15 protein-coding genes are annotated in these 20317 nt (G+C 60.4%); 10 read left to right on the forward strand and 5 right to left on the reverse strand.

Translation table 11 applies throughout. The annotated features are described in order from the left end of the window. Positions 1-4: 4 nt before the first annotated feature. Together ACCW71_RS14360 and ACCW71_RS14365 are read right to left on the reverse strand one after the other, a co-directional pair. The gene (locus ACCW71_RS14360; RefSeq protein ID WP_436372520.1) at positions 5-496 is read right to left on the reverse strand and encodes a Csu type fimbrial protein; all 492 of its coding nucleotides are present in this window, start codon (positions 494-496) and stop codon (positions 5-7) included. A gap of 46 nt (positions 497-542) precedes the next feature. Next, complete coding sequence (locus ACCW71_RS14365) at positions 543-1112, reverse strand: spore coat protein U domain-containing protein (protein ID WP_436372411.1); 570 nt, start codon at positions 1110-1112, stop codon at positions 543-545. Between the two features lie 546 nt (positions 1113-1658). On the opposite strand from ACCW71_RS14365, the gene ACCW71_RS14370 reads away from it, so the two are divergent. From ACCW71_RS14370 to ACCW71_RS14380, 3 genes are all read left to right on the forward strand, one after another. After that, on the forward strand, positions 1659-3758 hold the full coding sequence (locus ACCW71_RS14370; protein WP_436372413.1) for a putative bifunctional diguanylate cyclase/phosphodiesterase: 2100 nt from the start codon (positions 1659-1661) through the stop codon (positions 3756-3758). Positions 3759-3893: 135 nt separating this feature from the next. Beyond that, positions 3894-6032: a bifunctional diguanylate cyclase/phosphodiesterase gene (locus ACCW71_RS14375; protein ID WP_436372415.1), complete on the forward strand. Its 2139-nt coding sequence runs from the start codon at positions 3894-3896 to the stop codon at positions 6030-6032. 89 nt (positions 6033-6121) lie between these two features. Next, the gene (locus ACCW71_RS14380; RefSeq protein WP_436372416.1) at positions 6122-7528 is read left to right on the forward strand and encodes a PLP-dependent aminotransferase family protein; all 1407 of its coding nucleotides are present in this window, start codon (positions 6122-6124) and stop codon (positions 7526-7528) included. Here ACCW71_RS14380 and ACCW71_RS14385 read toward each other — a convergent pair. Further along, positions 7525-8007 carry a YlaC family protein gene (locus ACCW71_RS14385; protein WP_436372418.1) on the reverse strand — a complete coding sequence of 161 codons (483 nt, stop codon included), beginning with the start codon at positions 8005-8007 and terminating at the stop codon, positions 7525-7527. The genes ACCW71_RS14380 and ACCW71_RS14385 overlap by 4 nt on opposite strands. Positions 8008-8313: 306 nt before the next feature. Here ACCW71_RS14385 and ACCW71_RS14390 point away from each other — a divergent pair, with 306 nt between their 5' ends. Both ACCW71_RS14390 and ACCW71_RS14395 read left to right on the forward strand, forming a co-directional pair. Next, on the forward strand, positions 8314-8916 hold the full coding sequence (locus ACCW71_RS14390) for a cupin domain-containing protein (RefSeq protein WP_436372420.1): 603 nt from the start codon (positions 8314-8316) through the stop codon (positions 8914-8916). A gap of 281 nt (positions 8917-9197) precedes the next feature. Then, positions 9198-12047: a sensor domain-containing protein gene (locus tag ACCW71_RS14395; RefSeq protein ID WP_436372423.1), complete on the forward strand. Its 2850-nt coding sequence runs from the start codon at positions 9198-9200 to the stop codon at positions 12045-12047. On the opposite strand, the gene ACCW71_RS14400 is transcribed toward ACCW71_RS14395, so the two are convergent. Then, a complete protein-coding gene (locus ACCW71_RS14400) occupies positions 12044-13108 on the reverse strand; it encodes a LacI family DNA-binding transcriptional regulator (RefSeq protein WP_436372425.1) in 1065 nt (354 codons plus the stop codon). The genes ACCW71_RS14395 and ACCW71_RS14400 overlap by 4 nt on opposite strands. Before the next feature lie 223 nt (positions 13109-13331). Here ACCW71_RS14400 and ACCW71_RS14405 point away from each other — a divergent pair, with 223 nt between their 5' ends. Further along, a complete protein-coding gene (locus ACCW71_RS14405) occupies positions 13332-14642 on the forward strand; it encodes an MFS transporter (RefSeq protein WP_436372428.1) in 1311 nt (436 codons plus the stop codon). Between the two features lie 9 nt (positions 14643-14651). Next, entirely contained in the window at positions 14652-17015 is a 2364-nt protein-coding gene (locus tag ACCW71_RS14410; RefSeq protein WP_436372430.1) for a TIM-barrel domain-containing protein, read from the forward strand. Between the two features lie 65 nt (positions 17016-17080). Here ACCW71_RS14410 and ftnA read toward each other — a convergent pair whose 3' ends face one another. Then, a complete protein-coding gene (gene ftnA, locus ACCW71_RS14415) occupies positions 17081-17587 on the reverse strand; it encodes a non-heme ferritin (RefSeq protein ID WP_436372432.1) in 507 nt (168 codons plus the stop codon). A 469-nt stretch (positions 17588-18056) separates the two neighbouring features. Here ftnA and ACCW71_RS14420 point away from each other — a divergent pair, with 469 nt between their 5' ends. The 3 genes from ACCW71_RS14420 to ACCW71_RS14430 are packed head-to-tail and all read left to right on the forward strand — an operon-like array spanning position 18057 to position 20296. Next, positions 18057-18725, forward strand: a complete 669-nt coding sequence (locus ACCW71_RS14420; RefSeq protein ID WP_436372434.1) for a nucleoside recognition domain-containing protein — start codon at positions 18057-18059, stop codon at positions 18723-18725. Continuing rightward, positions 18715-19188: a YjiG family protein gene (locus tag ACCW71_RS14425; protein WP_436372437.1), complete on the forward strand. Its 474-nt coding sequence runs from the start codon at positions 18715-18717 to the stop codon at positions 19186-19188. The genes ACCW71_RS14420 and ACCW71_RS14425 overlap by 11 nt, the downstream gene beginning before the upstream one ends. Before the next feature lie 4 nt (positions 19189-19192). Beyond that, positions 19193-20296, forward strand: a complete 1104-nt coding sequence (locus tag ACCW71_RS14430; RefSeq protein WP_436372440.1) for a M20 peptidase aminoacylase family protein — start codon at positions 19193-19195, stop codon at positions 20294-20296. The last annotated feature ends 21 nt before the right edge of the window (positions 20297-20317 follow it).

A 20317-nucleotide genomic window follows, 5' to 3' on the forward strand; every position in this document is an offset into this window, starting at 1 on the left:
CCCCTCACCAGCTCAGGGTGACGGTCAGCGTATCGGTATAAACGCCCGCGCGGGCGCTGCCCGGCAGCTGGAGCTGGCCGTAGATCGGCAGCGTGATATTGCTGGCGTTGCTATAGCTCAGCGGCACCGCCTGATTCACCGGGATCACCGTGCTACGGCTGGCGTTGCTGAAGAGCGTGTAGGGCACGGTGTCGCTGAAGTTGGGCAGCTTCAGGTTGCGGGTGGTGGTGAAGTTGTTGCCCTGATTGATGCTCATACTCAGCGTGGTCCCTGGCGTACAGGCGAGGTTAAATGTGGTGCTTTGCAGATAGCTGGCGTTGACGCTGGTGGCCGCCACGCCAGACTGACTGCCAAAATTAAGGGTGCCGAAAACGCCGGTGTTGCTGCCGGAGATCACGCAACCTGCGACGATCGAGGCAGAAACCTGGAAGGTGCTGGTGGGCAGACTCCAGGCGCTGGCACTGACCATCAGCAGGGAGAGCGCACGGGCAAACATCAGGCCGGTGCGCGTGCGAGCAGCCCACATTCAGCGGTGAAAACCACTAATAGTTCACGGCAACGTTAATGGTATCGGTATAGGTCCCGGCCGGGATCAGCGGATTAAAGCCGCCGCCCACTACCCGGCCATAAATGGCGTAGTTGGTCCCCAGCGTTGGGTCGGTGGTGCCGCTGGGCGCGATAGGGGTGTTGTTGGCGATTGCGGTGGTAAAAGAGGCATCGCTGTAGAGGGTATAGGCAATGCCCTGGGCGTTGTCCGAGCCCAGCACCAGGTAGCGCGGGGAGGTCGAGGCGGTGCCATAGATGGTTGCCGGTGCGGTATTGCTGCTGGTGACGACCACGTTGTAGTCCTGACCGGTGGTGCAGCGGACAAAAATACCGTTGCCCGCCGCGCCGACCAGCGTGGCGTTGAGGGTATCGAAGGTCGCCGCACTGCTGCCGAAGTTCAGAGTACCGAAGTTAACCCCTGCGGTGGCCGACTGACCGTTCACCAGACAGCCGGTGGTCAGCGTTAATGTCGCATTGATGGTTCCCGAGGTGGTGGCCGCCTGGGTAAAGAGCGGAAGCGCTGCGGTTAACCCGGCAGCAGCCAACAGAAAAAGCTTGCGATTCATAATCTTTCCTTAACGATTATCCAGAGTCAGTGCTTTTTCACCCGGTGTTTATTAACGATTCAACCCAAAAATAAGCAAAATAAAAATAACAGTGCGGCAGCCACGCAGTAGTAAGAAAAATCTTAGGCTTAAGCTGAGTGATTTATATCAGTTTTTTTTACTATAGATCAGTTAAAGCGTTGCGCGAGAGATTGCGGTCTATTTTTCATTAATCAAATGGCCACGCTGGCCGATAATCCAGTAACAGCAAGGCGTAAAGCGGAAAGGGGTAAAAAAAATTCTCTGTTTTTTTATCCTCTATTGGCCCATTTGCTGCAATGATATGTTCCTGCATCAATCAGACATAATAACGATTCGCACCGCTTAAGCGGTGCGTAATAAAATGCAGAAAAATAAATTTCCTGCATCTGCGGGCGCGTTTATTCCGGGTTTCAGGGGCCACAGAAACCCCATGACGGCAGCGCGTTTATCCGCCGGATGCTTTTTGAGATCACTTATCAGACTTTACACAGCACCCGTCACGCCGCGGGTGGTGAGGAGTGGGACATGTTGCCTGTCACCTGGGATAGCGTTCTGATCTGCGTTTCGCTGATCGTCGCGTTTATTGCCTCTTTTACCGCCCTGGACACCGCCGGCAGGGTGGCGGTTTCCCGTGGCTGGAGCGCCCGCTTCTGGCTGCTGGCGGGGGGCACGGCGATGGGGATCGGCATCTGGGCGATGCACTTTATCGGGATGCTGGCGATGATGATGCCAATGACGATGCGCTATGACCCAGGGCTGACCGTGATCTCGCTGCTGGTGGCGATTCTGGCGTCGATACTGGCCTTTGGCCAGACGGTGGGCGGCCCGCAGCTGACTCACAACCGGCTGCTGCGCGGCAGCCTGATCCTCGGCGCAGGCGTGGTGATCATGCACTATCTCGGCATGAACGCGCTGCTGATCGATCCGCCGCCCCAGTGGCGGATCGGGCTGGTGGCGCTCTCGGTGGTGATTGCGTTTGTCGCCTCCGGGGTGGCGCTCTGGCTGGCCTTTCATCTGCGGCAGGGCGACCACTCTCTGCTGCTGATGCGCGGGCTCGCCTCGCTGGTGATGGGGATCGCTATCGCCGGTATGCACTATGTCGGGATGGCGGCGGCGCAGTTCAGCCCCAGCAGCGCCATGCGGTCGCAGGGCGTCAGTAATCCGGGGCTGGCGGTGTGGGTGACGCTGGTGACGCTGACGATCCTCGGTATCACACTGCTCTGCTCGATGCTGGACGCGCAGCTGCGCGCCGTCCGGCTGGCGGCCCGGCTGAACCGGGCAAATCAGGAGCTGCGTCAGCTGGCGCTGCATGACAACCTGACGACCCTGCCCAACCGGGTGATGCTGGAGCAGCAGCTCGATCTGACCATCAAACAGGCGACCCTCACCGACAGCCGCTTTGCGGTGATGTATATGGATCTTGATGGCTTCAAAGCGGTCAACGACACCTGGGGACACCACGTTGGCGACCGGCTGCTGGTGGCGGTGGCGCAGCGGCTGCGCAGCCAGCTCAGCGACAGCATGCTGCTGGTGCGGCTGGGCGGCGATGAGTTTGTGCTGCTGGCTGAAGGGTGCGACGCCAGCGCCGCCAGCCAGCTGGCGCAAAAGCTGGTCAGGATAATCGATGGGGTGTTTGAGCTCGACCGCTATACGCTGCACGTCTCGCTCAGTGCGGGTATCGCCATCTTCCCGCTGCATGGCCGCGACCGCCAGGCGCTGCTGTTTAACGCCGATGCGGCGATGTACCACACCAAAAACAGTGGCCGTAACGGCTGGTCGCTGTTTGAACCGGCGATGAGCGCCGCCACCCAGCATCAGCTGGAGCTGGCAAACGATCTCTGGGAGGCGATCGAGCGCCAGCAGATGCGGCTGTTCTATCAGCCCAAATTCCGCTCCGGCGGCACCCTGCTGATGGGCTTTGAGGCGCTGCTGCGCTGGCAGCATCCGGTGCGCGGCCTGCTGACACCAGAGCTGTTTCTGCCGCGCGCCGAAAAAACCGGCCAGATCGTGGCGCTGGGCAACTGGGTCATTGAGGAAGCCTGCCGTCAGCTGAAAATCTGGCACAACCAGGGGCACACCGAGTGGACGGTGTCAGTTAACCTCTCCGCGTTACAGTTTCATCAGCGCGATCTGCTGACCACCCTTACGCAGGTGCTGGCGCGCCATCAGCTGCCGGGCGGCGCGCTGATGCTGGAGATCACCGAGGCGATCGCTATGCGCGATCCGGGCTTCAGCCAGCAGCGTATCCGCGAGTTGCAGCAGGCGGGCGTCAGCGTCGCCATCGATAATTTCGGCATCGGTTATGCCAACCTGCTGCATCTGAAAGATCTCGACGCCAGCGAACTCAAAATCGATCGCAGCTTTATCAACTGCCTGCGGCCTGGCAGCGAAGACGCCACCGTGGTCAGCGCGATGCTGACGCTGGCGCAAAGCCTCAACCTGCGGATGGTGGCCGAGGGGGTGGAGACGGAAGAGCAGCAGCGTCTGCTCACTGGCCTGGGCTTTGATGCGTTGCAGGGCTACCTGCTGGGAAAACCCACGCCTGCGGATCGGGTCGAGGCGTCCGGCTTCTACCCGCTGCGCCATGTGGCGGCGTCACCCCGGCTCAGCGGCTTAACACCATAGGATTCATCACTCAGAGTTATCGCTACGCTGTATCAGGGTTCGCTAAGTAAGCCAGCGACCTTGCCGATAAACCAGAGAGCGATATTTTAACCACCTCAGCCCAGCACTCAGCACCATTACCTCCGGGAATGCACTATGTTAGCGACTTCGTACGACTCTTTTATCGTCATCGTTTCAATTCTTGTCGCGATGCTGGCTTCCTTCACCGCGTTAGATATGGCGGGGCGTGTGGCGCATTCCACCGGCAAGGTGGCGCTGGTCTGGCTGTTTGGCGGCGGTTTTGCGATGGGCATCGGCATCTGGGCGATGCACTTTATCGGCATGCTCTCCATGAACATGGAGATGGTGATGAGCTACAACGCCGGCCTGACCGCCTTCTCGGCGGCGATTGCGGTCTGCGCCTCGATCTTTGCCCTCTGGCTGGTCTGCAACGGCGATCTGCCCCCGGCCCGGCTGACCGGCGGCGCGCTGATCCTCGGCAGCGGCGTGGTGGCGATGCACTATACCGGGATGGCGGCGCTGATGTTCTCACCCGGCATCGTCTGGCAGTGGAGCTGGGTGGTGCTGTCGGTGGTGATCGCCCTGGCCGCCTCGGGCGCGGCGCTCTGGCTGGCCTTTCACCTGCGCGACGGTCAGACCGGCCGGATGACGCTGCTGCGCATCGGTGCCTCGGCGGTGATGGGCTGCGCCATCGCCGGGATGCACTACACCGGCATGATGGCGGCCCAGTTTCCGCTGCACAGCCATCCGGTCGGGCAGGGCGTCAACAGTAACTGGCTGGCGATTCTGGTGACGGTAGTGACCCTCTCGATCCTGGGCATCACCCTGCTGGTCTCGATGCTGGACGCCAGAATGCAGGCGCGTACCTCGATTCTGGCCAGTTCGCTGGCGGAGGCCAACCGTGAGCTGGCCCAGCTGGCGCTGCACGATAACCTGACGCGGCTGCCGAACCGTATTCTGCTGGAGGATCGGCTTGAACAGGCGATCAACAAAGCTAACCGGGAGCAGAGTCAGTTCGCCCTGATGTTTCTGGATCTGGATGGCTTTAAAGCGGTCAATGACGCCTTCGGCCACCACATCGGCGACAGCCTGCTGATCGGCGTCACCGAACGGATGAGCCAGCAGATGACCGGCTACTACACCCTGGCGCGTCTGGGGGGCGATGAGTTTGTGCTGCTGGTGGAGATTGACGATCCCAACGATGCCGCCGCCATCGCCGACAAGCTGGTCAAAGCGGTGGACCGGCCGTTTATCATCTCGCGCTATGAGCTGGTGGTGTCGCTGAGCCTCGGCATCGCCGTCTACCCTGGTGACGGCGTGGATGAGCGTGAACTGATGTTTAACGCCGATGCCGCGATGTACCACACCAAAAATAATGGCCGTAACGGCTACACCTTTTTCCAGCGCTCGATGAATATTCAGGCGCAGAGTCAGCTTCAGCTGAATAACGATCTCTGGCAGGCGCTGGATAACAACGAGCTGCGGCTCTTCTATCAGCCTAAATATTGCGCGCCGCGCGGCCCGATCCTTGGCTTTGAGGCGCTGCTGCGCTGGCAGCATCCGCTGCGGGGTCTGCTGTCGCCCGATAAATTCCTGCCGATGGCGGAAAAGACCGGCATGATTGTCAGCATTGGCAACTGGGTGATCCACGAAGCCTGCCGTCAGCTGCGTCAGTGGCATCTGCAAGGCCATCCGCACTGGTCGGTGGCGGTTAACCTCTCGGCGGTGCAGTTTGAGCAGTCGAATCTGGTGGAAACGGTGATGACCGCGCTGGCACAACATCAGATCCCGCCAGAACTGCTGACGCTGGAGGTGACGGAAACCACCGCGATGCGCGATCCCGATGAGAGCGTCCGCATCCTGACTGAGCTGACCCGGCTGGGGGTGAAGGCGTCGATTGATGACTTTGGCACCGGCTACTCCAGCCTGCTCTACCTTAAGCGGCTACCAGCCAGCGAGCTGAAGATTGATCGTGCCTTTGTTAATGAGCTACAGCATCAGAGCGAAGACGCCACCATCGTCTCCGCGATTGTGGCGCTGGCGCAGTCGCTGGATCTGAAAGTGGTGGCGGAAGGGGTTGAAACCGCTGAGCAGCAGGCGTTTCTGACCACGCTCGGCTGCAATACCCTTCAGGGCTATCTGCTGGGACGGCCGGTGCCCGCCGAGCGGGTGCCGGAGCTGGCTGACTTTGTCGCGGAAGAAAAGCCGCCGCTGCCTGCTCAGCCGCCGGGCGACGCCAGCGAGCCGTTACGCCCCGGCGTGGCGGTGGGGTAGCACGGCGCGGGTAAGATCGCTGTCGGTGCCGCCTGTCATTGGTCGCCGCACATGGTAAAGTCTGGCGGCTAAACAAGGAGAGACGACCCGTGGCGAAATACCAGCGATTGATGGATGAGATTCAGCAGCAGATAGAGGCCGGCATCTGGCTGCCCGGCACCCGTTTACCCTCGCTGCGCCAGCAGGTGGCGCAGCAGGGCGTCAGCCTGATGACGGTGCTGCACGCCTATGAGCTGCTGGAGAGCCAGGGCTGGATCGTTTCCCGTCCACAGTCTGGCTATTACGTCGCGCCGCGCGCCTTAGCGCCAGCGCCGCTCAGCGTGGCGATCAGCGAACGGGTCGATATTAACGACTTTGTGTTTGATGTGTTGCAGGCGACCCGCGACCCGGCGATTGTGCCGTTTGGCTCCGCCTTTCCCGATCCCGCGCTCTTTCCACAGCGCCAGCTGATGCGTTCGCTGGCCAACGTCTCGCATCAGCTCACCCCAACCGATGCGCTGCACAACCTGCCGCCCGGCAACGCCACGCTGCGTCAGCTGCTGGCGCAGCGCTATGCGCGTCAGGGTATTACCCTGTCACCGGATGAGATTGTGATCACCAGCGGGGCGCTGGAGGCGCTGAACCTCAGCCTGCAATCCCTGACCGAGCCGGGCGACTACGTGGTGATAGAACAGCCGAGCTTCTATGGTGCGTTGCAGGCGATAGAGCGACTCAAGCTCAAGGCGCTGGCGATCCCGGTTGATGCGCAGCACGGCATCGACCTGGCGCAGCTGGAGGAGGCGCTCCAGCGCTGGCCGGTTAAGGCGTGCTGGCTGATGACCACCTTGCAGAACCCGCTGAGCGTGACCTTAAGCGCCGAACGCAAGCAGCAGCTGGTGGCGCTGCTTGCACGCTATCAGGTGCCGATGATTGAAGATGATGTCTATGCCGAACTCTGGAGCGGCGATGCGCCGCCGCTGCCGGCCAAAGCCTGGGATCGTCAGGGTCACGTGCTGCACTGTGGGTCGTTTTCGAAGTCGCTGGTGGCGGGATTTCGCGTTGGCTGGGTCGCCGCGGGGCAGCATGCGCAGCGTATTCAGCGCTTACAGCTGATGAGCACGCTCTCCACCAGCGCGCCGATGCAGCTGGCGCTGGCTGACTTTCTCGCCACCCGGCGCTACGACACGCACCTGAAGCGGCTGCGGCAGATTCTGGCGAAACGGCAGCAGATGGTGCGGCAGGCGCTGCTGAAGGTGCTGCCGCCGCAGGCCACGGTCAGCGAAGCGCGCGGCGGCTATTTTCTCTGGGTAAGGCTGCCGGAAAGCATCAATACCACCCGGCTCTATCAGCGGGCGCTGGCGGCGGGGATCAGTATCGCACCGGGGCAGTTGTTTTCGGCAGGGGAGCAGTTCAGTCACTGCTTTCGGCTGAATACCGCCTGGCCGTGGGATAGTCGGGCCGAGGCGGCAATCGCCACGCTGGGGCAGCTGATGGCGGAGGCGGAGCAGTCGGATTAAACGCGCGCCGCTTCCTGGTGGCCCCAGGTCAGGTAGTAGACATCATAAAAGTCCACTTCCCCTTTCTGCGTCAGCAGACGCTGGATACCGCTTTTTACCCGTTCCGGCGTCTCTGGCAGCGACAGGATACGTGAGATGGCCTGTTCGCGTACCGGCTGAACGTAATACCACTCGCCGTTGTAGCAGACGCGCAGATCGAGCGCGTCAATATCTTCGAAGCGATATTTGGGATTAATATCCAGCAGCATCAGCAGACTCATCACCAGCACAAACACCGTGGCAAACCAGAAGGCGGGCCAGCCGAGCATCTCGGTGGTGAAAATCAGCGCGACGCACAGGCCATAGCAGAGATACATCACCGCCCAGAGGCCGGGATGGTTCTTAAGAAAGGAGAGGCTGAAGCGCGGCAAATTGTCGCGACGTTCTTCGCGGTTAAGCGTGGCGATCTCGTCAATCAGGATTTGTTTAATAGCGTCCATTGTTTACCTCACTGTCATCTGGTAACGATTAGAACAGATAACAGTCAAGCCCGTCAGAAACAGATTACTGTTTTTTTTCTATAACAGTTGCCCGCTCACCACCGTCGCTGAGGCGCCTGACATTTTGCAACACTTTCCGGCAGTAATAACCACCACTATCTGCCGTGTGGCTGTGCTACTGCCCTATTGTTAACAACCCATTTGGCTTTAGTCAGCAATATCAGACCATTATAGTAAATGTGACAGCTGGCGCACATTGCATTATGCCGCGGCTTTGCCACACTTAGAAAAAAGTGGAGAACCTGTATGCGTGTCCCATCTTCCAGTCTGTTACTGCTGATGTCATTTGCCGCTGGCACCTTCTCAGCCGGTGCCTCTGACAATCCGCAACACCTGATGCTCGCCGGCCCGTCCGGTGGCGTGCCCAACAACCCATTACCGCTGATTATCTGGCCGCGCGTGGTACCGGACGATCAGGAAGATTTCGCCGCCTGGTTTGAGAAAACTTTTGAGGAGAACGGCTGGCCGCCCGCCTGGCGCTATCCGATTTTCCCCTATACCCACTACCACCCCAATACCCACGAACTGCTGGGAGTGGTCGAGGGCTGGGCGGAAGTGCTGTTTGGCGGCGATAGCGGCCGGATGGTGACGCTGCGTGCCGGGGACGCGGTACTGATCCCGGCGGGCGTCGGCCATCGTCAGGTCAGCGCCAGCGACGATTTTCTGGTGGTAGGGGCCTATCCGCACGGCATGTCGCCGCAGACCCTGCGTGATGAACCAGAGAAGCTGCAAATGGCGCAGGAACTGGTGAAGAGGGTGCCGCTGCCGACCCAGGATCCCTTTACCGGCAAAGAGGGGGCGCTGACCGACATCTGGCAGCCCATTGCCGCCATGCATCTCCAGCCCTGAGATCAGGGGGCGCGTATCCGCCGCCCCTGTTTAACCGGGTAACAGGTGCCGCGCCTGTTACCTTTGCTGCGCCGCAACACCCTCCTGACGCCTCGCTTATTCTTGCTCTCCTCAACCCGCGGCATTGAACATTTACTCGCCGCTGCCGATATAAGCCCTACTAACAATAGTTGTTTTTCTTAATGCGCTTGTCATCGCCGCCCTTTTCGGCTGTAGTCTGCGCGCGTCGATTAAGAATATTCCCAGGAAAAACCGGGTTACAGAGCAGCAGGCAAATAACGATGGATAATAACTCTGATGTCACCTATCGCATGCTGGTACAAAGCGTGATCGATCACGCCATTTCAATGCTGAAACCGGACGGAACCGTGGTCAGCTGGAACAGTGGGGCTCAGCGCATCAAAGGCTATACGCCAGATGAAATTGTTGGCCGTCATTTCACCCTGTTTTACAGCGAAGAGGATCGTCGCCGCGGCCAGCCGCAGCGCGATCTGGCGAGTGCGGTCAGCGTCGGGCGCTATGAAGCGGAGGGGTGGCGCTGCCGTAAAGATGGCAGCGCTTTCTGGGCGCACGTGGTGATCTACCCGATGCGTGACGACGCCGGAGCGTTACTCGGCTTTGCCACCATTACCCGCGACTGCACCCAACAGCAGGAGCAGCAACGCAAAGAACGTGAGCAGGAGGCGCGTTTCCGGCTGCTGGTGGAGGGGGTGACGGATTACGCCATCTATATGCTGGACCACGACGGCATCGTGGTGAACTGGAACGCCGGAGCTCAGCGCGCCAAAGGTTATGTGGCGGAAGAGATTGTCGGCCAGCACTTCTCCCGCTTCTACAGCGCGCAGGATCGGCGCGATCATATTCCTGAGCAGAACCTGCAAACCGCCTGGCGCACCGGCCGCTTCGAAGATGAGGGCTGGCGCTACCGCAAAGATGGCACCGCTTTCTGGGCACATGTGGTGATCGACGCGATCCGTGACGATCAGGGCCGGCTGCTGGGCTACGCCAAAATTACCCGCGACTGTACCGAGCAGCAGCGCATCCGCAATCAGCAGCGCGAACAGGAGCAGCGTTTCCGTCTGCTGGTTGAAGGCGTCACCGACTACGCCATTTATATGCTGGATATTGAAGGGCGGGTGGTGAACTGGAACAGCGGGGCGCAGCGCGCCAAAGGCTACCGGGCGGAGGAGGTGGTGGGTCAGCACTTCTCGCTGTTTTACAGCGCCCAGGAGCGGCTCAACCAGACGCCGCAGGCCAACCTCGGCATCGCGCTCAAGACCGGTCGCTTTGAAGATGAGGGCTGGCGCTACCGCAAAGATGGCAGCGCTTTCTGGGCGCATGTGGTGATCGATGCCATCTACGATGATGATGGCAAGCTGATCGGGTTTGCCAAGATCACCCGCGACCGCACCGAACGGCGGGAGCAGGAGCAGCAGGTGCTGCGCGCCCGGGATCTGGCTGAAGCCCAGAGTAGCCAGAAAACCGCGCTGTCAAAATTCCTTGATAACATCATCGCCAACATTCCCTCCTGCGTGATTGTGGAGGATGCCATCACCCGCGAGATCCTGCTGGTCAATGACCGCACCCAGCAGCTGTTTGGCCTGTCGAAATCGCTGATCGTCAATAAGCGGCCGCACGAATGCATGTCACCGGAGCTGAGCGACTATTTTAACAATCTGGCGGATGTGGCGCTGCGCAGTGAGGGGATCCATCAGCGTGAGCAACTGCTGATGACCGCCAGCGGCGAACGTATTCTGCACACCCGCGCCACCGCGATTAACGGCCAGGACGCGCGCCGCAACTACCTGATGCTGCTGGTGGAGGATGTCACCGACCAGCGCGCCGCCGACGCCCGCATTCACCACATGGCGCACCACGACAACCTCACCAGCCTGCCGAACCGCATCCTGTTCCGTCAGCGTCTGAGTGAAGCGCTGCGCAGCGTCGGCCACACGCCGCGCCAGACCGCGGCACTCTGTCTCGATCTCGACAACTTCAAAAACGTTAATGATGCCCTGGGCCACCAGATTGGTGACGAGCTGCTGCGCGCCGTGGCGAAGCGCCTGCGCAATACGCTGCGCGACCAGGATACGCTGGCGCGGATCGGCGGCGATGAGTTCGCCATCGTGCTGCCGCTGGTGGCAAACGGTGAAGAGGCCAGCATCGTGGCGCAGCGCCTGATCGAGGCGATCCGCCCGCCGGTTAACATCGAAGGCCACAATCTGTCGGTCGGGCTGAGCGTCGGCATTGCACTCAGCACCCCGGTCAGCAACACGCCGGAGCAGCTGCTGCGCTGTGCCGACATGGCGCTGTATGAAGCCAAACGCAATGGCCGCAACCGCTACGAACATTTCACCCTGGCGATGGACGATGTGGCGCGCAGCCGCCGCCTGATTGAAAACGATCTGCGGGATGCGATCAGCGGCGGCCATCTGCGGCTCTACTATCAGCCCATCACCAACGGCGACAGCCACACCATTACCGGCTATGAGGCGCTGATGCGCTGGCACCATCCGATTCGCGGGCTGATCATGCCCAACGACTTTATTCCGATTGCCGAAGAGACCGGGCTGATCCATATGCTGGGGGCGTTTGCGCTCTATGAAGCCTGCCGCGAGGCGGCGAGCTGGGAGGGGGCGCAGTCGGTGTCGGTCAACCTCTCACCGCTTCAGTTTAAAAACAGCTCGCTGGTGTCGGTGGTCGAGGGGGCGCTGAAGGAGTCGGGGCTGAACCCGGCGCGGCTGGAGGTGGAGATCACCGAGTCGGTGCTGCTGGACGACTCGCTGGGCAACATCCGTACCCTGCAAAACCTCAAGGCGCTGGGAGTGCAGATCGCGCTGGATGATTTCGGCACCGGCTATTCGTCGCTGAGCTATCTGCGCTCCTTTCCGTTCGACAAAATCAAAATCGACAAGTCGTTTATCAACGACATGGGCGACAGCCGTGAGGCGCTGGCGATTATCCGCGCCATTACCGGCATGAGCCGCAGCCTGGATATTCAGATTACCGCCGAAGGGGTGGAGAATGATGAGCAGTTCGCCAAGCTGCGCGATGAGGGCTGTACCCTGTTTCAGGGCTTTCTGTTCGGTCGCCCGCAGCCGTCGGAGCTGCGGCTGAAAACCCTGAGTTAATCATACAGGCCATGCTGCTGCACCGGCGCATGGCTGAGGTTATCGCGGATGCGGCGCACCGACTCGCGCACCACCAGCCGGCCATTCAGCAGCAGCGTGCCGGGTGGGGCGTCGGGGTGCAGCCGCAGCTCCTGCAACAGCCGCACCGCCGCCGCGCCCAGCTCATCACGCGGCACCTGCACCGAGGTCAGCGGAATATTGTGGATCGCCGCCAGATTAAAGCCATCCATGCTCATCACCGAAATATCCTGCGGCACCCGCAACCCCGCCTGTTGCAGCGCACTCACCGCGCCATCGGCGATATAGTCGCCGCTGGCGAGGATCGCGGTCGGGCGCTGCGCGTCGGGGCAGTGGCGCAGATAGTCACTCAGCCGTTCCGCCGCCTCATTGCTGCTGAAGCTGTTCAGGGTCAGCAGATGCTGGCGGCTGTCAAAGCGCAGGTTCATCGCATGCCAGGCGTCGCGCACCCCCTGTAGCCGCAGCTCCATGGTGTAGCGGCGCAGGCAGTGCAGCGACAGGATCTGCCGGTGTCCCTGTTCAAACAGGTAGCGCGCAGAGAATTCGCCGATCAGCTGATGATGCGGCGAAACCGAGGGCAGCCGCATCCGGCGATCGCGGGCGTTAATCAGCACGCAGGGTTTGTTCATCTCCGCCGCCAGCTGATGGATATGCTCATCATCAATGCCGATCAGCAGCGCCGCCTCGGTCTGCTGCATCCGCTCGATAAACAGCGCCGCGTCACTCTCCACCTCCTCCAGCGGGCAGTAGCGCAGCCGCACCTCATGTGGCTCCACCGCCTGGCTGATCCCCTGAATCACCTTGTAGTAGAAGATGTCACTGCGCAGGTCGAACGCCCGCGGCGGGGCAAACACCGTCAGATTATTCAGCAGCAGACGGCCGCTGTGCAGATTGCTCAGCACCCCCTGCTGCCGGGCGACGGCCAGCACCCGGTCGCGGGTGGCGGGGCGGGTATTCGCTTTGCCGGCCAGCACCCGCGAAACGGTGCTGATCGAGACGCCGCTCAGCGCCGCAATCTCACTCACTTTCAGTCTTTGTTTCATTCTGTGATCGCCTTCAAATCTGCTGCTGAAAAATTTTTCACAGGGCGCTGAATCGCGTCATATCAGCCTTTGCACGCCATTCTGCGCCGGGCTTCAGCCTGCCATGAAAAAGGTTGCAAAAAAGAGGCTGTACCCACGTTTCGCACTTTTCTAAGGTCGCGACAGGGACACGCGGTACGCCAGCAGGCGGTGTGAGTCATCAATGCATATCAGGAGTGGCACCATGAGCCTCGATTCAACAACCAAACCCCTCAGCGCCTCGCGCACGCTGCGCGTGATTAAAAATTTACGCTGGTGGATGCTGGGAATGTTCCTGCTGGGTGTGACCGTCAACTACATCACCCGCAACTCGCTGGGCATTCTGGCACCGGAACTGAAAACCAGCCTGCATATGAGCACCGAGCAGTACTCCTGGGTGGTGGCGGCGTTTCAGCTCGCCTACACCCTGTTTCAGCCCATCTGCGGCTGGCTGATCGACGTGATCGGGCTGAAGATGGGCTTTCTGATCTGCGCTCTGGTCTGGTCGCTGACCTGTCTGCTGCATGCCGGGGCCGGAAGCTGGCTGCATCTGGCGCTGCTGCGCTTTGTGATGGGCGCGTCGGAAGCGGCGGCTACCCCCGCTAACGCCAAAGCGATCGGTGACTGGTTTCCGAAAAAAGAGCGGCCGGTGGCGGCGGGCTGGGCCGGTGTCGGTTTCTCCATCGGCGCGATGCTGGCACCGCCGATTATCTATGTCGCCCACATCACCTTTGGCTGGCAGGGCGCGTTTCTGCTGACCGGCGGGCTGGGGCTGCTGTGGGTCGGGCTCTGGTGGTGGGGCTACCATTCGCCAGCCACGCACCCGCGGCTCTCCGCTGAAGAGCGTGACTTTATTAATCAGGACAATGAGGAGCTGGGCGAAAAGCTGCCGTTCTTTACCGCGCTGAAAGTGATTGGCAAAGAGAAGAAGTTCTACGGCATCGCCATTCCCGCTTTTCTGGCGGAACCCGCCTGGGCGGTGCTGAGCTTCTGGGTGCCGCTCTATTTAGCCAACGAGCGCGGCATGGATCTGAAACAGATTGTGATGTTCGCCTGGCTGCCGTTCCTCGCCGCCGACCTTGGCAGCGTCGCCAGCGGCTATCTCACCAGAATTTATGTGCGCTGCTTTGGTCTGACGCGCGTCAACTCGATTGTCGCCAGTTCGGTGACCGGTGCCGTGCTGATGGTGTCGCTGGCGCTGATGACGCTGGTAAAAGATCCCTGGCTGGCGATCGCGCTGATCTCGGTTGGCGGCTTCGGCCATCAGGTGATCTCCTGCATGTTGAGCGCGCTGGTGGTGGAGCGCTTCGACCGCCGCCAGATGGCCACGGTCAACGGTATGCGCGGCTCCTGCGCCTGGATCGCCAGCTTTATCTTCTCGCTGATTATCGGTGTCACCGCCGATACCATCGGCTTCAACCCGCTGTTTGTGGCGATGGGCTTTTTTGACCTGATTGGTGCTGTTTTCCTGGTGATGCTGATCGCCGAACGCCGCCAGCGCCCGGCTAACCCGTAAGGAGTCCCGATGAAAACCCTGAAGAACTGGACGCTGCATCAGCAGACCGATCACTTTGTTGAGCTTAAGGTAGAGAATCGTCACTTTCTGCGCATCTATGTGCTGGAGCAGAAGCTGCTGCGGGTGCTGCTGAAGCGCGACGGAGAGCTGGCGCTGAACCGCACCTGGAGCATCGCGCCAGAGCACGATGTGCCCTGGCAGGGGCGCGACCGCGAGGCGCTGGATGGCTTCTCGCTGCCGCCGTTTCAGCTAGAGCATGACGCTCAGCAGCTGCGTATCAGCACGCCGCAGCTGCGGGTCACGGTGCATCAGCCGCTCTGCCTGAGCTGGGAGCAGTTTGATGGCAAAAGCTGGCAGCCGCTGGCCGCCGATCGTCACACCGGGGCCTATCTGCTTAACGCCCACGGCGATGGGGTGGAGCACTATCAGCGCCGCCAGCCGCAGGATCGGGTCTATGGGCTGGGGGAAAAGAGTGGCGACCTGAACCGGGTGAACCGGCGCTTTGAGATGCGTAACCTCGACGCGATGGGCTATAACGCCGCCAGCACTGACCCGCTCTATAAACATATTCCGTTTACCCTGACGCAGCGCGATGGCGTCAGTTTCGGCCTGTTTTATGACAACCTCAGCAGCAGCTGGCTCGATCTCGGTAACGAGCTGGATAATTACCATCTGCCTTATCGCCGCTATCGCGCCGAGGCGGGCGATCTCGATTACTACATGATGCTCGGCCCGACGCTGCTCGATGTGACTCAGGCTTTTGTGCGGCTCACTGGCCGCACGCTGTTTCAGCCGAAGTGGAGCCTGGGCTACAGCGGCTCGACCATGCACTACACCGACGCTCCGGACGCCCAGCAGCAGCTGCAATCCTTTATCCGGCTGTGCCGCGAGCATGAGATCCCCTGTGACTCGTTCCAGCTCTCTTCCGGTTACACCTCGATTAACAACAAGCGCTACGTCTTTAACTGGAACTACGACAAGGTGCCCAATCCCCACGCGCTGAGTGAGGCGTTTCATCAGGCCGGCATGAAGCTGGCGGCCAATATCAAGCCCTGTCTGTTGCAGGATCATCCGCGCTATCAGGAGGTGGCGGCGCAGGGGCTGTTTATCCGCGACTCTGAGCAGGATCGCCCTGAACGTTCGGTGTTCTGGGATGATGAAGGTTCGCACCTCGATTTCACCCATCCGCAGGCGGTGCGCTGGTGGCAGGAGAATGTCACTGAGCAGCTGCTGAAGAAGGGCATCGATTCCACCTGGAACGACAACAACGAATATGAGGTGTGGGACGGCGAGGCTCGCTGTCACGGTTTTGGTCAGCCGATCGCCATCAAACATATCCGGCCGGTGATGCCGCTGCTGATGATGCGCGCCTCGATGGAGGCGCAGCAGCAGTTTGCTCCCCATAAGCGGCCCTATCTGATATCCCGCTCCGGCTGCGCCGGGATGCAGCGCTATGTGCAGACCTGGAGCGGCGACAACCGTACCAGCTGGCAGACCCTGCGCTACAACATTCGCATGGGGCTGGGGATGAGCCTCTCCGGGCTTTATAACGTCGGCCACGATGTCGGCGGTTTCTCTGGCGACAAGCCCGACGCCGAGCTGTTTGTGCGCTGGGTTCAGAACGGTGTGATGCATCCGCGTTTTACCATCCATTCGTGGAATGACGATCACACGGTTAACGAACCCTGGATGTACCCGGAGGTGACGCCGATGATCCGCGAGGCGATCCGGCTGCGCTATCGTCTGATGCCCTACCTCTATACCCTGGCCTGGCAGGCCAGCAGCGAAGATCAGCCGATGCTGCGGCCGACCTTCCTCGACCACGAACAGGACCCGCAGACATATCAGGAGTGCGATGACTTTATGCTGGGGCGGGATCTGCTGGTCGCCAGCGTGGTGGAGCAGGGCGCGCGCAGTCGCCAGGTCTATCTGCCGCGTAATCGCGGTGGCTGGTATGACTGGCACAGCGGCGCATGGTTTGTGGGTGGTGAGAGCATCACGCTGGAGGCACCGCTGGATCGGCTGCCGCTGCTGGTGCGCGCCGGGGCGGTGATCCCGCTGGGCGAGTGCGAAACCACCACTGACGCCGCGCGCGACACCGTGCGGCAGTGGCAGCTATGGCCTGCGCCCGCGGGGATGACGACCCAGGGCGAAACCTTTGACGATGACGGTGAGAGTCACGGCTGGCAGCAGGGCAATGCGCTGTGGCTGAGCTGGACGCTGTGCAGCAGTGCGACACGGATCGACCTGACCATAGAGAAACGTGGTGATTACCGGCCCGCCTGGCGGGAGATCGCCCTGACGCTGCCGTCGGATGAGAAGCGTGAACTGTGGGTGAACGGAGAGAAAGCGCGCAGTTACCGGCTGGCGTAATTTGCAGAGCGGGGCGTGTCACGCCCCGGAGAAAAGGTCGGCCCACAGCGCGGGGCCGATGTGTCTTACTCCGCGTGCTCCTGGCTGCTCATCTGGCCCAGATCTTTATCGACCAGGAACAGACCGTTGCCGCTGTTGCTGACCAGCGCCAGCTTATCCAGCACGGTTTTGAACAGCTTCTCTTCTTCGTGCTGCTCGGCGACATACCATTGCAGGAAGTTGAAGGTGGAGTAGTCTTGTGAGGTCATGGCGGCGTGCGCCAGCTCGTTGATCTTGCTGGTGATCAGCTGCTCATGCTCCAGCGCCTGTTGCAGGATCTCATTCAGTGAGGTGAACGAGACCGGTGGCGCGGCGATGGTGCCCAGCACCGGCATCGCGCCGGTATCGCTCAGGTAGTCGAACAGACGCTGCATGTGCTGCATCTCTTCCCGGGAGTGCATTTTCAGGAAGGAAGCCGCACCCTCAAAGCCTTTGTCGCTGCACCAGGCGCTCATTTGCAGATAGAGATTGGCGGAGAAAAATTCCAGGTTCAGTTGGTCGTTTAAACGTCCAGTCATTTCAGCAGTCAGCATGGCCGAGTCCTTTTAAGAAAATGTTAAATAAACAGGTGTAGTCGGTGAATTATGCATCAGAGCGGTCGCGGAAGTGAAGCCTTTTCCACAAAATCTGTGATTTTATCTGATTGATTTAAATAGAATTATTTCACAAATTGAATGCGACATATTCTCATTAGTTATTCCGCTTTCACCCGCTTTACCGCCAAAACTACAGCACCAGCATGGTGCATTCCGGCTGTGCGCTGCTGGTGCAACGTCCGGCACGCGGTGGCGGCGGGCAGCCCGGTGAGCCAGGCGGGAAAGCCACAGCGGGTGTCAGGAAATTTTTGTCAGCCGCCGCAGAGAGGGAGATAAATGCTGTGCGGCGTCAGATCCGCACCCGGTGCAGGCTGGCTGGCACAGATCCTGCTTAGAACTCAGTTCCATATATCGAAACCGCCGCCGCAGGGAACGGGCGGCAAGTCAGTCATATCAGGAGGAAAAGATGTCAGATGAGAGTGCGGTTAATCCGGCAAAACTCAGCGCCACCAAAGGCAGCTATGTGGCGTTAATTTTTGCCATTCTGTTTTTTTCAGGGCTGTTTTATCACGTCGAGGGGCTGGGATGGCTGGGGGCGTTTGACTTTACCACGCTGGGCGGCAGCTTCGGCACCATGAAAGATCCCGCCAGCAACACCTTTCTCGGCGCGGGAGGACTCAGTGCCAAAGCGGGCTTCCTGTTTGCCCTGTCGCTGACGCCGACGGTGATGCTGGCGCTGGGGGTGCTGGAGATCTTTACCCACTACGGCGCGATCCGCGCGGCGCACCGCTTACTGACGCCGCTGCTTAAGCCGCTGATGGGATTGCCGGGCCACTGCGGCCTGGCATTGATCACCGACCTGCAAAGCACCGACGCGGGCGCGGCCCTAACCAAAGAGATGTATGACCAGCAGCAGATCGGCAAAAAAGAGGTGGTGGTGATGAGCGCCTGGCAATATTCGGGAGCGGGGCTGATTAATAACTACTTCGCCATCGGTTCCGCGCTGTTCGCCTCGATGACGCTGCCCATCATCATTCCGCTGCTGCTGATGTTCGTGCTGAAGTTTGTCGGTGCGGCGATCACCCGCGCTGTGTTAAACAGTGTCTATAAGAAGGATTTCACTGATGAACAATAAAGTGGTCAGCAGCAATAACCCCTTTGATGTGTTTGTGACCGGCGCGCGCAAAGGCTTTCATATCGCCATTCACAATCTGATGCCGAATGTGGTGATGGCCTATGTGCTGGCGGAGGTGCTCAATCTGCTCGGCATTATGCAGTTTCTTGGCCACGTTTTTGCGCCGGTGATGGGACTGTTTGGTCTGCCCGGCGAGGCGATTACCGTGCTGCTGACCGCCTGGCTCTCCGCGTCGGCGGGCACCGGCGTCGCGGTAAGCCTGCTGACCAAAGGGCTGCTCACCGGCGCGGATATTACCATTCTGGCACCAGCGATCTTTCTGATGGGATCGCAGCTGCAATATATGGGACGGTTGCTGGGCGTGGCCGATGTGCCGAAAAAATACTGGCCGTTGCTGATGCTGGTAAGCATTATCAACGCGCTGATCGCGATGTCTGTTATGCGTCTGTTTATTCAGGAGTAACGCTGTGTCTGAGGTTTTAGAGCATTACCATTATCTGCATGAAATTCCAGAGCTGGGTTTCCAGGAGGTGAAAACCTCTGCCTATATCGCCGACCAGCTGGAGAAGGCGGGCCTGAAGGTGACGCGCAACGTCAACAACACCACCGGCATTGTGGCGGAGATCGACAGCGGCGTGCCGGGTCCGGTGCTGGCGCTGCGTGCCGACATGGATGCGCTGGGGCATATCATTGATGGCGTGCCCTGTGCGCGTCATACCTGTGGCCACGACGGTCACTCTTCGGTGGTGCTGACGGCAGCGGCCGCCCTGCTCAGAGAGGGCACGGTAAAGCGTGGCCGGCTGAAGATCCTGTTTCAGCCCGCTGAGGAGCTGGGGGCTGGCGCGCTGTCGATGATCGAAGGCGGCGCACTCGATGATGTGGAGATGATCCTCGGCTTCCACCTGCGTCCGCAGGAGGAGTGTGTGGTCGGTCAGGCGATCCCTGCGGTGCTCTACTCCGCCTGTAGCACGCTGGAAGCCACCATCAAAGGCCAGCCCGCCCACGCGGCGCGGCCACATCTGGGCGTTAACGCGCTGGATGCCGCGGTGCAGGCGGTGCAGGCGGTGAACGCGCTTCATCTCTCGCCCGGCCTGACCTGGAGCGTAAAAGCGACCCGTTTCCTCTGTGATGCGGGCGTCACTAACTCGGTGCCGGATGAAGCGCGGGTGGTGTGGGATCTGCGGTCGCAGGAGAACGCGCCGATGACGCAGCTGAAAGAGCAGGTGACGCGCGCTATCGTCAACAGCGTGGCGGCGCTTGGTGCCACAGCGGAAGTCAGCGTACTGAAAGAGATGCCCGCCGCCGAGATTGATGATGAGGCAACGGCGGTGATCCGCGCCGCCATCGCCGAGGTGTTGGGCGAAGAGGCGGTGCTGCCGACCCGAACTACCCCAGGCAGCGAGGACTTCTTCTACTATCCGGTGAAGCGTCCCGGCGTAAAAGCGGGTTTCTGGGGGCTGGGCACCAATCTCTCTCCTGGCCTGCACCATCCCGATATGCGCTTTGAGCTAAGCTCGCTGGAGATTGGCGTGCAGATCTTCAAAGCCTGCGTGAAAAAGGTGCTGGGGTAGAGCGCAGCGGTGCCTCGCTCA

The sequence above is a fragment of the Pantoea sp. C2G6 genome, from assembly GCF_051336815.1.
GTDB lineage: Bacteria > Pseudomonadota > Gammaproteobacteria > Enterobacterales > Enterobacteriaceae > Pantoea.

Excerpts from the sequence above, each read along its gene's own strand:
- ACCW71_RS14420 (WP_436372434.1), top strand. The coding sequence starts at position 18,057 with ATGTCAGATGAGAGTGCGGTTAATCCGGCAAAACTCAGCGCCACCAAA.
- ACCW71_RS14400 (WP_436372425.1), bottom strand. The coding sequence starts at position 13,108 with ATGAAACAAAGACTGAAAGTGAGTGAGATTGCGGCGCTGAGCGGCGTC.
- ACCW71_RS14385 (WP_436372418.1), bottom strand. The coding sequence starts at position 8,007 with ATGGACGCTATTAAACAAATCCTGATTGACGAGATCGCCACGCTTAAC.
- ACCW71_RS14390 (WP_436372420.1), top strand. The coding sequence starts at position 8,314 with ATGCGTGTCCCATCTTCCAGTCTGTTACTGCTGATGTCATTTGCCGCT.
- ACCW71_RS14365 (WP_436372411.1), bottom strand. The coding sequence starts at position 1,112 with ATGAATCGCAAGCTTTTTCTGTTGGCTGCTGCCGGGTTAACCGCAGCG.
- ACCW71_RS14425 (WP_436372437.1), top strand. The coding sequence starts at position 18,715 with ATGAACAATAAAGTGGTCAGCAGCAATAACCCCTTTGATGTGTTTGTG.
- ACCW71_RS14405 (WP_436372428.1), top strand. The coding sequence starts at position 13,332 with ATGAGCCTCGATTCAACAACCAAACCCCTCAGCGCCTCGCGCACGCTG.
- ACCW71_RS14370 (WP_436372413.1), top strand. The coding sequence starts at position 1,659 with ATGTTGCCTGTCACCTGGGATAGCGTTCTGATCTGCGTTTCGCTGATC.
- ftnA (WP_436372432.1), bottom strand. The coding sequence starts at position 17,587 with ATGCTGACTGCTGAAATGACTGGACGTTTAAACGACCAACTGAACCTG.
- ACCW71_RS14410 (WP_436372430.1), top strand. The coding sequence starts at position 14,652 with ATGAAAACCCTGAAGAACTGGACGCTGCATCAGCAGACCGATCACTTT.
- ACCW71_RS14375 (WP_436372415.1), top strand. The coding sequence starts at position 3,894 with ATGTTAGCGACTTCGTACGACTCTTTTATCGTCATCGTTTCAATTCTT.
- ACCW71_RS14360 (WP_436372520.1), bottom strand. The coding sequence starts at position 496 with ATGTTTGCCCGTGCGCTCTCCCTGCTGATGGTCAGTGCCAGCGCCTGG.
- ACCW71_RS14395 (WP_436372423.1), top strand. The coding sequence starts at position 9,198 with ATGGATAATAACTCTGATGTCACCTATCGCATGCTGGTACAAAGCGTG.